Genomic DNA, 12,518 nt, shown 5'->3' with positions numbered 1-12,518 from the left:
GCTAGTGGAGCAAAAGGCATCTGTAGCCGAGCATTTGTTGAACAATGTATTGGCAGAGCGTATTGAAGAATTGACCAACATATTTACTGCCCAACGCAAACTTAAGGGGGGCAATCGCACCGATAGAATTGCTGTGACTTGGGCGACTATACTGGCTCGGCGGGAGCATGGGGAAACTTTAGCGGCGAGCGCACTTGAATAACTAAGAATCAATGTATAGGCGGCGGTGGCTTTTATTTGGTGCAAGTGCCTCAACGTACCCGTACCCCTAGTTGTTGATCCCAATGAAGTGGTTTATCTGCTTTTTGCAGAGGTGATTCGGGGATTTTACCGACAGAAACACCGTATTTCCAATCAGGTGGACAGATAGCGATATAGCGTGCATAACCGCCTAAACCACCTTGAAATTTTGGATATCCAATAACCACTAATGCACCAGTCTCTGGAACTTGCTCTAAATTGGTAACACCTTCAGCTTGAGTATATCCATTCTTCAGTAGCCAAGCTTCTCCTTCTAAATTTGGTGTACTGTCAGTATCGAGTGGCTCATGTCCATGAAAGAGGATTTGACGCTGTAAATGCAAGAACTTGAGAGCTTCTAGCTTCACCCCAGGAAACTTAGTTCTGGAAGCTATATTCGGGTCTGACCATTGCTTAGACCAATCTGAGCGTACAAAAACAACAGAACCAGGAGGAATCTTGCCGTGCTTTTTCTCCCAATCCAAAATATCTTGAACAGCCAGGTGATAATTTGCATTTTTAGCAACCTGATCCTGAATAGGGATAACGACCAAAGGACGAATAGCATAAGTTGCAGGTAGTTCATCAATAGCTGGATAATCAGGATTCCAGTGAGCAGGTGGATCTAACTGCGTACCAAGCTGATCGGTAGATAAATCATAACGAGTTGCTTCAAAACCATCTTGTTTATATGTGTATGGTTTTCCGCTTTTAGGGTTGATAGTGGCTTGAAATTTTGACGGAGCAAATCCAGACCATACAGGCATTGAAGGCGTAATTGTATGAGTCAGGTCAACATATTTTGCGCTTTTAAGCGACTGTTGATAAACTTGCCACAGAGAAGGAATCTTGTGTGGTTGGGCTGCGTTTACAGAGATAAACATAACCACGTTAAATATTATTACTAAACATAAAATTGTGAATTTTTTCATTGTTTGAGTTGTTGTCAATAATTGGAAATAAGCTCGTTTAAAAAGCATATTATCGTTTTACACACAGATGTATATCTAATATTTAAAGTCAAATATTTACAGCGTATTACTTGGAAAAATCTTTGACTTTTTGTGTTATTTTGCTTCAAAGATTTCAGCTTGAAAAATTGCCCAGTATTGTTGCTCGCCATGATAATCAAGTTATCGGATTTTTACTTAGTTGGTCAAGGACATCAATACAGATACCGCTAATTACTACAATGTTGCAAGCTTATCCAGGCAAGGAAGATGCTTACTTATACGGCCCCATCTGTGTTGAGGAGACACTGCGTGGACAAGGTATTGCTGCGGCAATGTTTGCTAAGTTAAAAGATTTTTTGCCGCAAAAGCAAGGAATATTATTTATCAAAGCTAATAATGAACCATCTCTTCGCGCTCACCGAAAGATGGGTATGAAGCAGATGGCAGAGTTCACATTTGAAGGTATTAGATTTTTCGTGTTTGCCTATGATGGCTAAATGAGTAATGAAAGCTGACTGAAAAACTACTGGAGCTTATCTTTCTTTGAGTTGTGTATCTAATAAAGTTGATGCGACAGAAAGATGAAAGCTTTTACCCGCTTTTTTGAGGTTGAAATCTGCTATGAAACGTTTAATTTTAGGAAAATACTTCTGCTTTCTCTCAATCATTTCATAGACTAATTTTTTGATTTCCTGTTGCATCTCGATATCACCTCCAAATACTTCTGGTTTCAAAAGATTCTCAATGGTTTCTCGTTGCTGTAATTGAGGTAATAGAGAAGTATTCCAAGCAGTAACAGCTAATTCTAATAACCGCCTATGCGCTTCTAAGTTATTGGCCTCACCCATATAAGGTTCAATGAACTCTTCTAAAACCTCAGACATCTTTTCGGCTCCTTGAGGTTCGATAACTACCTGGGATATTGATTCCCCAAATTCTCCTTGTTTAACCTTCTGCGCCAACTGTTTTAAATTTGTCTGATTTTCTTTGTCAAGTTGCTTGTGTCTGAGCAATTGCTGAAATTCTTTAGATTGTCTAGGCATATCCGACAGTCTTTTTGAAAAAGTAATACCTTAATATTCAGATTACTAGATTGTTAGAAATTAGAACAATAGTAATCATAAAGTGGGTTACTGAAGCTATGAGTGTAAATTATAACTTGCTAGAAACAATATGGTTGCTGTGCGTATTTTGGTTGATTGTCAAGTATTTTGATTTAATCACGATGGAACAAAGTCTCTAGATAAACTTGTGCTACTTTGCGGTCGCCATCAGCATTCTGTAGCAGAAACAGTGAGACAGCAGCAGTCAATACCCGGTTCTCATCCCAACCAGGGTGTTGTTGTAAGTAGTCTTTGAGACACTCATGTAGGGTTTCGGGAATCTCTGTGAAGATGCTAACGGTTGCGTTCATAGGGTGAGAGGTTCTAGTAAATCAATCAGGGCAACTAGCTTTGAGTGGTGCAGCTAAAGGCTGTTGCCAAATAGCCTTCAACTACTGAACCAAGTTTATACAGTTGGTTTTTGCAGCTTACAGAACTATAGAAGCTAGTCGAATTATTGTGCTGCCAGAGGGGGTAGGTTTGTCAATACTACGAAATGTTAACTATCAGTACAGAAAGAATCAAGATTTACAACAGCATCAGAGTTGAAGATAGATTTTCGTTACTCTACTTAATTAAAACTCAGTGTCTAAGTTTTTCAGGAGCTATGAAATAAAATCCCCAGCCAAGAACAGGGTGCAGGGTGTAGGGTGTAGTGAAGACGGCACCTTTCGAGGCTTGTTACCCCCACCAATGCCATCGTCCTGTAAGAACGGGGCTTGTATCGATAGTGGTTGTTGGGACTATCCCTCTTCTGTCACTCTCCGGAATAAGCAAGTAGTTCAGGAGCTAAATCATCCAGGAGCATAATAGGGTTTAAATTGATTCATTGCTGCAATTAAATGATTGAATCCCCGCAATAAAGGTGAATTAGGGAAAATACTTAACCAGGGATAAATTAACCAAAACAGTAAAAGTGGTTGGATAATGAGACGCAGATTATTTAAAGTATTCTTCCAGCCGGATTCATGGTTCCATTGTGGATGATTGAAAAAATCAACATGACTATTTTCTTGTGCTTCAGTCTCAAGTTGACGAGATTGGTTTAAGCCTAAGAAGACTGGAGAATTTAAACTAATCATTGTATAAACACTAAAAATAATCTCCCACCATCTCTCAATATGTAGGAAATTAGTAAAACGATAATCTGTCCAGCCTAGTTCCTGTTTACACTGTCGAAATCCATATTCAACCCAGGTTCTTAATCCATATAAGTCACCTAAAGTCTTCTTCAAATTTCCTTGAAGATTCGTCATCACAATGGTGTAATGATTGCGCCGAATTTATACTCACTACTTTCGCTATTTCTGGTAACGATTTTCTTTTTATCGTTGATATTATCCCCATGTGTAAATATTTGAAGCACTCATAATTCCTGACTTCTTTAAATAGCTCTTTATACTCTGCACAATATTCATCTATGACCGCAACTGTTGGGTGAGCATCTCGACGTAAATGTTTGAGGATTTGTAATTCTACATCCATTGCCCTACTTCCCTTTCAGAGTTTTTTCTGTTCATCTTTTTATTTAGAATACCCGGAAAGTGACAGAAGAGGGATATAATTCATTATGGATATACTGCGTCTGCAAGTTCTGAATTACAGGATGTTCGCCTATTACGAATAACTGACATTCAAAACAATAAAGTCAACTGGACAACTGTTCCGGGATGTGAAATTGATGAAAGCAATTTAAGTAAATTCAAACTTCAAGAAGGAGATTTATTAATTGCTCGTACAGGCGGAACTATAGGCAAATCTTATTTAGTTGAATCTCTACCGATAATAGCTGTATTTGCATCATACTTGATTCGTGTAACTCCAAATAGATTGCTGTCCAACAAATACTTAAAGCTATTTCTTGATTCAGCACTTTATTGGAGGCAATTGTATGCTAAATCAATGGGTACTGGACAGCCAAACGTAAATGCTACTTCTTTAAAATCTCTATTTGTTCCTCTACCACCACTTGCAGAGCAAAAACGCATTGTAGAGAAGTGCGATCGCCTGCTTTCTATCTGCGACGAAATCGAAAAACGGCAGCAGCAAAGGCAAGAGAGTATTGTGAGGATGAATGAGAGTGCGATCGCTCAACTCCTCTCCTCCCAAAATCCCGAAGAGTTCCGCCAACACTGGCAGCGCATTTGCAATAATTTTGACCTACTCTACAGCGTTCCTGAAACAATTCCTAAACTGCGTCAGGCGATTTTGCAATTAGCAGTTCAGGGTAAACTTGTGCGTCAAGATCCAAATGATGAGCCTGCTTCAATATTGTTGAAAAAAATTAAGGCTCAGAAAGAACAGTTAATCAAAGATAAAAAAATCCCTAAAGATAAACCGATTTCTCTAGTTGAAGATTCTGAATTACCTTATGAAGTTAATGAAAATTGGAATTGGGTAAGGTTGGGTGAATTATCAAAATTAATAGAATATGGTACTTCTGAAAAGTCATCAGAGTTAGGTGGAGATATTCCTGTTTTTCGTATGAATAATATACGCGATGGGAAACTCTTATTTGATAACTTAAAGTATGTGTCATCCGAGATAAAAGATTTACCAAGATTATTCTTACAAGAAGGTGATTTATTATTTAATCGAACAAATAGTTATGAATTAGTAGGAAAGACAGCAGTATTTAAAGGGGAAACTAATCAATATACTTTCGCGTCTTATCTCATAAGAATTTCAATTTTACCGAAGTATATAATTTCAGATTTTATTAATTTAGCGCTCAATTCAACTTATTTTAGACAGACCCAGATTGAGCCAGAGATTACACAGCAGTGTGGACAGGCTAACTTTAATGGAACTAAACTCAAGAATACTTTAATACCTCTTCCACCACTTGCAGAACAAAAACGGATTGTAGAGAAGTGCGATCGCCTGATGTCTCTCTGCGATACCCTAGAAGCCAAATTGAAACAAGGGCGGGATAGCAGCGAGAAACTGATGGAAGTCGCAGCAAAGCAAGTTTTAACAGCCTGATAACTTCCTAGCGTTTCGCATTCAATCAGCTTGCAGGCGATCGCCAACAGTAGTATATGTAGACCGATGGTAAGGCAAAATTAAGATATTAGCCCTGACATTTAACTCTCAAGCCAACCATGACCTCAATCAAAGCAAAACTCATCGAAGCGATCGAAACAGTACCAGATTCGATTTTAGAGCAAACCCTTGATTATCTCGAATATCTCAAAACCAGAGAACAGAAACCTCAGACTTTATCTCAACAAGTTCCTCAAAAAGAGGGAGAGCCGATTTTGCGTGGTTCTAAAGCCAAAGATTTACTCAAGTTTGCAAACACATGGCAGGGAGACGACTTCGAGGAATGCCTTCAGCTTGTTTATGACACCCGTTCCCAAACAGAGTTTTAATGTATTTGCTTGATACCAATCATTGTAGCCGCATCATCTTTGGTGATTCTAACCTGATCCAACAACTACAGCTTCATAGCGAAGCAGGAATTGCTACCAGCATTGTAGTATGTGGAGAACTCCTATACATGGCAGCAAAATCCGATCGCAGTGTTGCCAATCTTCAGCAGGTCAGAGTATTTTTAGACACAATCGATATTTATCCCGTCAATTTCTCAATTTCTGAGGTTTATGGCAATCTCAAAGGCAAGTTGGTGAATGCTTTCGGGCCTAAAGAAAAAGTCCAGCGACGAAACTTCAACCTGCAAGCCCTTGGTTTTGGAGATAATGACCTTTGGATCGCAGCCACGGCAATTCACTATAATCTCACTGTAGTTTCCACAGACAATGATTTTCGACGGATTCAGCAAGTAGAAACTTTGCTTTTGGAATCTTGGCTTGCCAGTTAATTTACTAAGAAGAAGTACGAATTGGTATTAGATAATAGCACTCTCGCAACTTAGAAGCGATCGCCTCTTCAAGCAACTACAAATTATTTGGGTGTAATCGTCCCATCATTCTGAGCTTGTCTAATCGCTCGTTTCAAAATTAACACCGCCATTTGAGACAAAGAACGCTCCTCTGCATCAGCCAATTGTTGCAGGGCTTCTTTGTCTTTTTCTTCCATGTAAATAGTTACTGTTACTTTTCCCATATCAACATCATAAGCTATTTTGTGTCTTTTTATATTAAACACACTAAGACGCATAAATTAACATAAAAATACATTATATTTATGTATAATTACTGATAAGTCAAAAGCCAGCGATCCACTTTCCTACGGCAGACGCTGGCTTTTGGCCCCTCTATTCAGGAGTCATATACAATGTTAAACCCTGTTCGCTATAAAACAGATGAACACAGAGCTTATCAACAAGCTTTAGATGATTTCGGCATCACCGAATTACTAGCCAAGCTCAAAAACTACTCTGACGCAGACTTTGATAGTACTTGGGTGCAACTCCAGCAGCCAGAAATAGAAACTCTAGCTGCAATTCTGATTTCTGGGTTAACCCAGAGCATCAATGGTAAATTGCTTGGGGCTTATCTCCATCTCATCCGCCACAATCACCAAGATATAGTTCCAGGTTTGATTAACCTGAAGTACCCAGACGCATCTATTGAGCTTCCCGTTAACTTTCCTGATGTCGCCAAAACACCCAGATTTTTATATGGCGATCGCTTGCGTTGGCTCTCCACTGAAAGCGATACTGACTGGGGTATTGTCATTGGTCGATTTTATAGCTTTGCAAGCGATCGCTGCTGCTGGAGTTGGTGCTACCTGATTTGGTTAAGCAAAGATAGCCCCAGTGCTGCTTGGACATCTGCCGATATTGCTTGGGAAGAAGATTTAGAACCCATCAGCGAGGAGACACACTTATGAATCCTCATCCACTCCAACAGCGAGAGCAAGATTTGATCCAACTTTATAGTTATTGCCAATTGGGCATGACTCCCAAGCAGTTTTACACCAAGTGGCAAGTGAACCACGAAGAAATGGCGCAGATTTGCTCTCGTTCCCTGTCCACTGTTCGACGCTGGTTTGCTAGAGGTAAAAACTACCGCCGTCCCATGCCAGCCGATTTACGCCACCTTGCACTGATGAACTTTCTGCTGGAACACTTTGAGGAGATTCCTGAAGAACTTTTGCAGAAACTGTGTTTTCCAGAAGAGTAGGGGCGGGTTTATAGATATGTTTGAGGATAAATGAGGGTATTTGTCAACCAGCCCCTACTGCATTTAATTTCAATATCAAAATGATATTTCTTGCCAGCCTGTGTCACAGTAGGCTGGCTTTTGTCTTGGAAATTGCAGATATTACCAGGAGGACTTTATGACTTATCTTGAAAAGCTCAATCCTTGGTGTATAGTCCGGCTTTTACCTAATATGCAGAACCAGATTGTCGCTCGTTTTCGTCGCCGCAGCGATGCAGAAGCACATCTACAAGTTCTGCACCGACTCATACCTAGTGTCAGTTTTACACTGATTTTCAATGTGGGGTTAGAACAGCCAGACTTAACTACTTGAAATTAACAGTATCGATTTCTAGCGATCTAAATGATCCAAACAAACGGTATTGGTGCGATCGCCGATCGCAAACATCAGCATTAAAAATCTAGCCGATATGGGGTAACGCTAGTAAAAGGCGATGTTAGGAAGGTTGGGCGATCGCCACTGTGTTCCTTTGCTGCTGTGGAATCAAAGCAGCGATCGCCACTCAAGATTAATTTTAGTCAACTAGCCAATCAACCCAAATAACTAAAACATTTAGTCAAAGGAGGTTTCAAAACTGAAACATACGCCTGTAATTTCTGCTGCATTTACGCCCAATGTCTAAAATATGGCCAACATTCTGCAAGCAAAAGTCTCAATTGAGGGAACTAGAACACTTGCCATACACCACTTTGGAGTTGATGCTTTGCCATTAGAAGCTAAAGAAAAAGATGGTGTAGCAGGTAATAGCCCTAATGAGTGGAAAAAAACAGTTCTCATGGATGAAGAACGCCAATTGTTTTTGCTACCAACATACTTTTTCGGCTGCATTAAGTATGGGGGTAAAACCGTGAAACGGGGTAAAGGTAACTTACTGGCAGATATTGCCAGTACCCTGCAAGTCATGGACGACCAGATTTATATCTGTAATAGCGACGGGCCAAGAAGAAATTGGCGTTTTGATTATGGTGCTGTCATTCACGAAGAGACTATACAGCGTCCAGTCAATAAAAATATCAAGAAGCCTAGAATTCGTCTGTTTGGCAACAAGACTTGGAGCGAATTGACGGGTAAAGTTTGGGATGATGATCAACGTTGTTGGATACCTTGGTTCAGAACAAAAGATGAGCTAGATGATCATCTAGCAAGGCAGCGGAAGGAATAGGTTGGTTGGCTCTTTTTTTGAACAGATGAGATACATCCCTAAAGTTAGAATGATTTTATATATGAAGTTTAGTTACCCCTCTTCTGTCACTTTCCGGGTATTCTAAATAAAAAGATGAACAGAAAAAACTCTGAAAGGGAAGTAGGGCAATGGATGTAGAATTACAAATCCTCAAACATTTACGTCGAGATGCTCACCCAACAGTTGCGGTCATAGATGAATATTGTGCAGAGTATAAAGAGCTATTTAAAGAAGTCAGGAATTATGAGTGCTTCAAATATTTACACATGGGGATAATATCAACGATAAAAAGAAAATCGTTACCAGAAATAGCGAAAGTAGTGAGTATAAATTCGGCGCAATCATTACACCATTGTGATGACGAATCTTCAAGGAAATTTGAAGAAGACTTTAGGTGACTTATATGGATTAAGAACCTGGGTTGAATATGGATTTCGACAGTGTAAACAGGAACTAGGCTGGACAGATTATCGTTTTACTAATTTCCTACATATTGAGAGATGGTGGGAGATTATTTTTAGTGTTTATACAATGATTAGTTTAAATTCTCCAGTCTTCTTAGGCTTAAACCAATCTCGTCAACTTGAGACTGAAGCACAAGAAAATAGTCATGTTGATTTTTTCAATCATCCACAATGGAACCATGAATCCGGCTGGAAGAATACTTTAAATAATCTGCGTCTCATTATCCAACCACTTTTACTGTTTTGGTTAATTTATCCCTGGTTAAGTATTTTCCCTAATTCACCTTTATTGCGGGGATTCAATCATTTAATTGCAGCAATGAATCAATTTAAACCCTATTATGCTCCTGGATGATTTAGCTCCTGAACTACTTGCTTATTCCGGAGAGTGACAGAAGAGGGATAGTCCCAACAACCACTATCGATACAAGCCCCGTTCTTACAGGACGATGGCATTGGTGGGGGTAACAAGCCTCGAAAGGTGCCGTCTTCACTACACCCTACACCCTGCACCCTGTTCTTGGCTGGGGATTTTATTTCATAGCTCCTGAAAAACTTAGACACTGAGTTTTAATTAAGTAGAGTAACGAAAATCTATCTTCAACTCTGATGCTGTTGTAAATCTTGATTCTTTCTGTACTGATAGTTAACATTTCGTAGTATTGACAAACCTACCCCCTCTGGCAGCACAATAATTCGACTAGCTTCTATAGTTCTGTAAGCTGCAAAAACCAACTGTATAAACTTGGTTCAGTAGTTGAAGGCTATTTGGCAACAGCCTTTAGCTGCACCACTCAAAGCTAGTTGCCCTGATTGATTTACTAGAACCTCTCACCCTATGAACGCAACCGTTAGCATCTTCACAGAGATTCCCGAAACCCTACATGAGTGTCTCAAAGACTACTTACAACAACACCCTGGTTGGGATGAGAACCGGGTATTGACTGCTGCTGTCTCACTGTTTCTGCTACAGAATGCTGATGGCGACCGCAAAGTAGCACAAGTTTATCTAGAGACTTTGTTCCATCGTGATTAAATCAAAATACTTGACAATCAACCAAAATACGCACAGCAACCATATTGTTTCTAGCAAGTTATAATTTACACTCATAGCTTCAGTAACCCACTTTATGATTACTATTGTTCTAATTTCTAACAATCTAGTAATCTGAATATTAAGGTATTACTTTTTCAAAAAGACTGTCGGATATGCCTAGACAATCTAAAGAATTTCAGCAATTGCTCAGACACAAGCAACTTGACAAAGAAAATCAGACAAATTTAAAACAGTTGGCGCAGAAGGTTAAACAAGGAGAATTTGGGGAATCAATATCCCAGGTAGTTATCGAACCTCAAGGAGCCGAAAAGATGTCTGAGGTTTTAGAAGAGTTCATTGAACCTTATATGGGTGAGGCCAATAACTTAGAAGCGCATAGGCGGTTATTAGAATTAGCTGTTACTGCTTGGAATACTTCTCTATTACCTCAATTACAGCAACGAGAAACCATTGAGAATCTTTTGAAACCAGAAGTATTTGGAGGTGATATCGAGATGCAACAGGAAATCAAAAAATTAGTCTATGAAATGATTGAGAGAAAGCAGAAGTATTTTCCTAAAATTAAACGTTTCATAGCAGATTTCAACCTCAAAAAAGCGGGTAAAAGCTTTCATCTTTCTGTCGCATCAACTTTATTAGATACACAACTCAAAGAAAGATAAGCTCCAGTAGTTTTTCAGTCAGCTTTCATTACTCATTTAGCCATCATAGGCAAACACGAAAAATCTAATACCTTCAAATGTGAACTCTGCCATCTGCTTCATACCCATCTTTCGGTGAGCGCGAAGAGATGGTTCATTATTAGCTTTGATAAATAATATTCCTTGCTTTTGCGGCAAAAAATCTTTTAACTTAGCAAACATTGCCGCAGCAATACCTTGTCCACGCAGTGTCTCCTCAACACAGATGGGGCCGTATAAGTAAGCATCTTCCTTGCCTGGATAAGCTTGCAACATTGTAGTAATTAGCGGTATCTGTATTGATGTCCTTGACCAACTAAGTAAAAATCCGATAACTTGATTATCATGGCGAGCAACAATACTGGGCAATTTTTCAAGCTGAAATCTTTGAAGCAAAATAACACAAAAAGTCAAAGATTTTTCCAAGTAATACGCTGTAAATATTTGACTTTAAATATTAGATATACATCTGTGTGTAAAACGATAATATGCTTTTTAAACGAGCTTATTTCCAATTATTGACAACAACTCAAACAATGAAAAAATTCACAATTTTATGTTTAGTAATAATATTTAACGTGGTTATGTTTATCTCTGTAAACGCAGCCCAACCACACAAGATTCCTTCTCTGTGGCAAGTTTATCAACAGTCGCTTAAAAGCGCAAAATATGTTGACCTGACTCATACAATTACGCCTTCAATGCCTGTATGGTCTGGATTTGCTCCGTCAAAATTTCAAGCCACTATCAACCCTAAAAGCGGAAAACCATACACATATAAACAAGATGGTTTTGAAGCAACTCGTTATGATTTATCTACCGATCAGCTTGGTACGCAGTTAGATCCACCTGCTCACTGGAATCCTGATTATCCAGCTATTGATGAACTACCTGCAACTTATGCTATTCGTCCTTTGGTCGTTATCCCTATTCAGGATCAGGTTGCTAAAAATGCAAATTATCACCTGGCTGTTCAAGATATTTTGGATTGGGAGAAAAAGCACGGCAAGATTCCTCCTGGTTCTGTTGTTTTTGTACGCTCAGATTGGTCTAAGCAATGGTCAGACCCGAATATAGCTTCCAGAACTAAGTTTCCTGGGGTGAAGCTAGAAGCTCTCAAGTTCTTGCATTTACAGCGTCAAATCCTCTTTCATGGACATGAGCCACTCGATACTGACAGTACACCAAATTTAGAAGGAGAAGCTTGGCTACTGAAGAATGGATATACTCAAGCTGAAGGTGTTACCAATTTAGAGCAAGTTCCAGAGACTGGTGCATTAGTGGTTATTGGATATCCAAAATTTCAAGGTGGTTTAGGCGGTTATGCACGCTATATCGCTATCTGTCCACCTGATTGGAAATACGGTGTTTCTGTCGGTAAAATCCCCGAATCACCTCTGCAAAAAGCAGATAAACCACTTCATTGGGATCAACAACTAGGGGTACGGGTACGTTGAGGCACTTGCACCAAATAAAAGCCACCGCCGCCTATACATTGATTCTTAGTTATTCAAGTGCGCTCGCCGCTAAAGTTTCCCCATGCTCCCGCCGAGCCAGTATAGTCGCCCAAGTCACAGCAATTCTATCGGTGCGATTGCCCCCCTTAAGTTTGCGTTGGGCAGTAAATATGTTGGTCAATTCTTCAATACGCTCTGCCAATACATTGTTCAACAAATGCTCGGCTACAGATGCCTTTTGCTCCACTAGC

Annotated in this window: 16 protein-coding genes and 4 pseudogenes; 13 read left to right on the top strand and 7 right to left on the bottom strand. The window is 39.5% G+C overall.

The features are described 5' to 3' along the window. Positions 1-202 (top strand): annotated as a pseudogene (locus H6G76_RS34475) (CRISPR-associated endoribonuclease Cas6); the annotation flags it as partial. Between the two features lie 49 nt (positions 203-251). Here the strand turns inward: H6G76_RS34475 and H6G76_RS34470 are convergent. After that, positions 252-1,172 (bottom strand): cyclase family protein, encoded by a 921-nt coding sequence (locus tag H6G76_RS34470; protein ID WP_190710684.1) that lies wholly within the window; start codon positions 1,170-1,172, stop codon positions 252-254. A gap of 122 nt (positions 1,173-1,294) precedes the next feature. Here H6G76_RS34470 and H6G76_RS34465 point away from each other — a divergent pair, with 122 nt between their 5' ends. Next, entirely contained in the window at positions 1,295-1,690 is a 396-nt protein-coding gene (locus H6G76_RS34465) for a GNAT family N-acetyltransferase (protein ID WP_190710685.1), read from the top strand. A gap of 36 nt (positions 1,691-1,726) precedes the next feature. Here H6G76_RS34465 and H6G76_RS34460 read toward each other — a convergent pair whose 3' ends face one another. The 3 genes and pseudogenes from H6G76_RS34460 to H6G76_RS34450 all read right to left on the bottom strand — a co-directional run bounded on the left by H6G76_RS34460 (position 1,727) and on the right by H6G76_RS34450 (position 3,781). Further along, positions 1,727-2,236 (bottom strand): hypothetical protein, encoded by a 510-nt coding sequence (locus H6G76_RS34460; RefSeq protein WP_190710686.1) that lies wholly within the window; start codon positions 2,234-2,236, stop codon positions 1,727-1,729. A gap of 173 nt (positions 2,237-2,409) precedes the next feature. Further along, positions 2,410-2,607: a DUF2811 domain-containing protein gene (locus H6G76_RS34455; RefSeq protein ID WP_190710687.1), complete on the bottom strand. Its 198-nt coding sequence runs from the start codon at positions 2,605-2,607 to the stop codon at positions 2,410-2,412. A gap of 483 nt (positions 2,608-3,090) precedes the next feature. Then, positions 3,091-3,781: pseudogene (locus H6G76_RS34450) on the bottom strand (transposase). A gap of 75 nt (positions 3,782-3,856) precedes the next feature. Between H6G76_RS34450 and H6G76_RS38180 the strand changes: the two are divergent. From H6G76_RS38180 to H6G76_RS34435, 3 genes are all read left to right on the top strand, one after another. After that, positions 3,857-5,281, top strand: a complete 1,425-nt coding sequence (locus tag H6G76_RS38180; protein ID WP_313934885.1) for a restriction endonuclease subunit S — start codon at positions 3,857-3,859, stop codon at positions 5,279-5,281. 119 nt (positions 5,282-5,400) lie between these two features. Further along, positions 5,401-5,670, top strand: a complete 270-nt coding sequence (locus H6G76_RS34440; RefSeq protein ID WP_190710693.1) for a hypothetical protein — start codon at positions 5,401-5,403, stop codon at positions 5,668-5,670. Beyond that, positions 5,670-6,119 (top strand): type II toxin-antitoxin system VapC family toxin, encoded by a 450-nt coding sequence (locus tag H6G76_RS34435; protein ID WP_190710692.1) that lies wholly within the window; start codon positions 5,670-5,672, stop codon positions 6,117-6,119. Before H6G76_RS34440 ends, H6G76_RS34435 begins: the two co-directional genes overlap by 1 nt. Positions 6,120-6,202: 83 nt before the next feature. On the opposite strand, the gene H6G76_RS34430 is transcribed toward H6G76_RS34435, so the two are convergent. Continuing rightward, positions 6,203-6,364, bottom strand: a complete 162-nt coding sequence (locus tag H6G76_RS34430) for a ribbon-helix-helix domain-containing protein (RefSeq protein WP_242056653.1) — start codon at positions 6,362-6,364, stop codon at positions 6,203-6,205. A 171-nt stretch (positions 6,365-6,535) separates the two neighbouring features. Here H6G76_RS34430 and H6G76_RS34425 point away from each other — a divergent pair, with 171 nt between their 5' ends. The 7 genes and pseudogenes from H6G76_RS34425 to H6G76_RS34395 all read left to right on the top strand — a co-directional run bounded on the left by H6G76_RS34425 (position 6,536) and on the right by H6G76_RS34395 (position 10,792). After that, the gene (locus H6G76_RS34425) at positions 6,536-7,093 is read left to right on the top strand and encodes a hypothetical protein (RefSeq protein WP_190710690.1); all 558 of its coding nucleotides are present in this window, start codon (positions 6,536-6,538) and stop codon (positions 7,091-7,093) included. Next, complete coding sequence (locus H6G76_RS34420) at positions 7,090-7,386, top strand: helix-turn-helix domain-containing protein (RefSeq protein WP_190710689.1); 297 nt, start codon at positions 7,090-7,092, stop codon at positions 7,384-7,386. The genes H6G76_RS34425 and H6G76_RS34420 overlap by 4 nt, the downstream gene beginning before the upstream one ends. A 157-nt stretch (positions 7,387-7,543) precedes the next feature. Next, complete coding sequence (locus H6G76_RS34415; protein WP_190710688.1) at positions 7,544-7,738, top strand: hypothetical protein; 195 nt, start codon at positions 7,544-7,546, stop codon at positions 7,736-7,738. A 313-nt stretch (positions 7,739-8,051) separates the two neighbouring features. Next, positions 8,052-8,588: a hypothetical protein gene (locus H6G76_RS37510; protein WP_242056652.1), complete on the top strand. Its 537-nt coding sequence runs from the start codon at positions 8,052-8,054 to the stop codon at positions 8,586-8,588. A gap of 149 nt (positions 8,589-8,737) precedes the next feature. Beyond that, a pseudogene (locus tag H6G76_RS34405) lies at positions 8,738-9,428 on the top strand (transposase). A gap of 483 nt (positions 9,429-9,911) precedes the next feature. Continuing rightward, on the top strand, positions 9,912-10,109 hold the full coding sequence (locus tag H6G76_RS34400) for a DUF2811 domain-containing protein (protein WP_190710687.1): 198 nt from the start codon (positions 9,912-9,914) through the stop codon (positions 10,107-10,109). Between the two features lie 173 nt (positions 10,110-10,282). Then, on the top strand, positions 10,283-10,792 hold the full coding sequence (locus H6G76_RS34395; RefSeq protein ID WP_190710686.1) for a hypothetical protein: 510 nt from the start codon (positions 10,283-10,285) through the stop codon (positions 10,790-10,792). 36 nt (positions 10,793-10,828) lie between these two features. Here H6G76_RS34395 and H6G76_RS34390 read toward each other — a convergent pair whose 3' ends face one another. Continuing rightward, positions 10,829-11,224, bottom strand: a complete 396-nt coding sequence (locus tag H6G76_RS34390) for a GNAT family N-acetyltransferase (RefSeq protein ID WP_190710685.1) — start codon at positions 11,222-11,224, stop codon at positions 10,829-10,831. Positions 11,225-11,346: 122 nt separating this feature from the next. Between H6G76_RS34390 and H6G76_RS34385 the strand changes: the two genes are divergently transcribed. After that, entirely contained in the window at positions 11,347-12,267 is a 921-nt protein-coding gene (locus tag H6G76_RS34385; RefSeq protein WP_190710684.1) for a cyclase family protein, read from the top strand. 49 nt (positions 12,268-12,316) lie between these two features. On the opposite strand, the pseudogene H6G76_RS34380 reads toward H6G76_RS34385, so the two are convergent. Then, positions 12,317-12,518, bottom strand: a pseudogene (locus H6G76_RS34380) (CRISPR-associated endoribonuclease Cas6); the annotation flags it as partial.

It is taken from the genome of Nostoc sp. FACHB-152, assembly GCF_014697475.1.
In the GTDB taxonomy this organism is placed as follows: Bacteria; Cyanobacteriota; Cyanobacteriia; order Cyanobacteriales; family Nostocaceae; genus Nostoc_B.
Note: the sequence above shows the minus strand (reverse complement) of the source record. Positions and strands in the feature narration are given on the sequence as shown.

Excerpts from the sequence above, each read along its gene's own strand:
- H6G76_RS34400 (WP_190710687.1), top strand. The coding sequence starts at position 9,912 with ATGAACGCAACCGTTAGCATCTTCACAGAGATTCCCGAAACCCTACAT.
- H6G76_RS34455 (WP_190710687.1), bottom strand. The coding sequence starts at position 2,607 with ATGAACGCAACCGTTAGCATCTTCACAGAGATTCCCGAAACCCTACAT.
- H6G76_RS34440 (WP_190710693.1), top strand. The coding sequence starts at position 5,401 with ATGACCTCAATCAAAGCAAAACTCATCGAAGCGATCGAAACAGTACCA.
- H6G76_RS34435 (WP_190710692.1), top strand. The coding sequence starts at position 5,670 with ATGTATTTGCTTGATACCAATCATTGTAGCCGCATCATCTTTGGTGAT.
- H6G76_RS34420 (WP_190710689.1), top strand. The coding sequence starts at position 7,090 with ATGAATCCTCATCCACTCCAACAGCGAGAGCAAGATTTGATCCAACTT.
- H6G76_RS34470 (WP_190710684.1), bottom strand. The coding sequence starts at position 1,172 with ATGAAAAAATTCACAATTTTATGTTTAGTAATAATATTTAACGTGGTT.
- H6G76_RS34460 (WP_190710686.1), bottom strand. The coding sequence starts at position 2,236 with ATGCCTAGACAATCTAAAGAATTTCAGCAATTGCTCAGACACAAGCAA.
- H6G76_RS34415 (WP_190710688.1), top strand. The coding sequence starts at position 7,544 with ATGACTTATCTTGAAAAGCTCAATCCTTGGTGTATAGTCCGGCTTTTA.
- H6G76_RS37510 (WP_242056652.1), top strand. The coding sequence starts at position 8,052 with ATGGCCAACATTCTGCAAGCAAAAGTCTCAATTGAGGGAACTAGAACA.
- H6G76_RS34430 (WP_242056653.1), bottom strand. The coding sequence starts at position 6,364 with ATGGGAAAAGTAACAGTAACTATTTACATGGAAGAAAAAGACAAAGAA.
- H6G76_RS34395 (WP_190710686.1), top strand. The coding sequence starts at position 10,283 with ATGCCTAGACAATCTAAAGAATTTCAGCAATTGCTCAGACACAAGCAA.
- H6G76_RS34385 (WP_190710684.1), top strand. The coding sequence starts at position 11,347 with ATGAAAAAATTCACAATTTTATGTTTAGTAATAATATTTAACGTGGTT.
- H6G76_RS34425 (WP_190710690.1), top strand. The coding sequence starts at position 6,536 with ATGTTAAACCCTGTTCGCTATAAAACAGATGAACACAGAGCTTATCAA.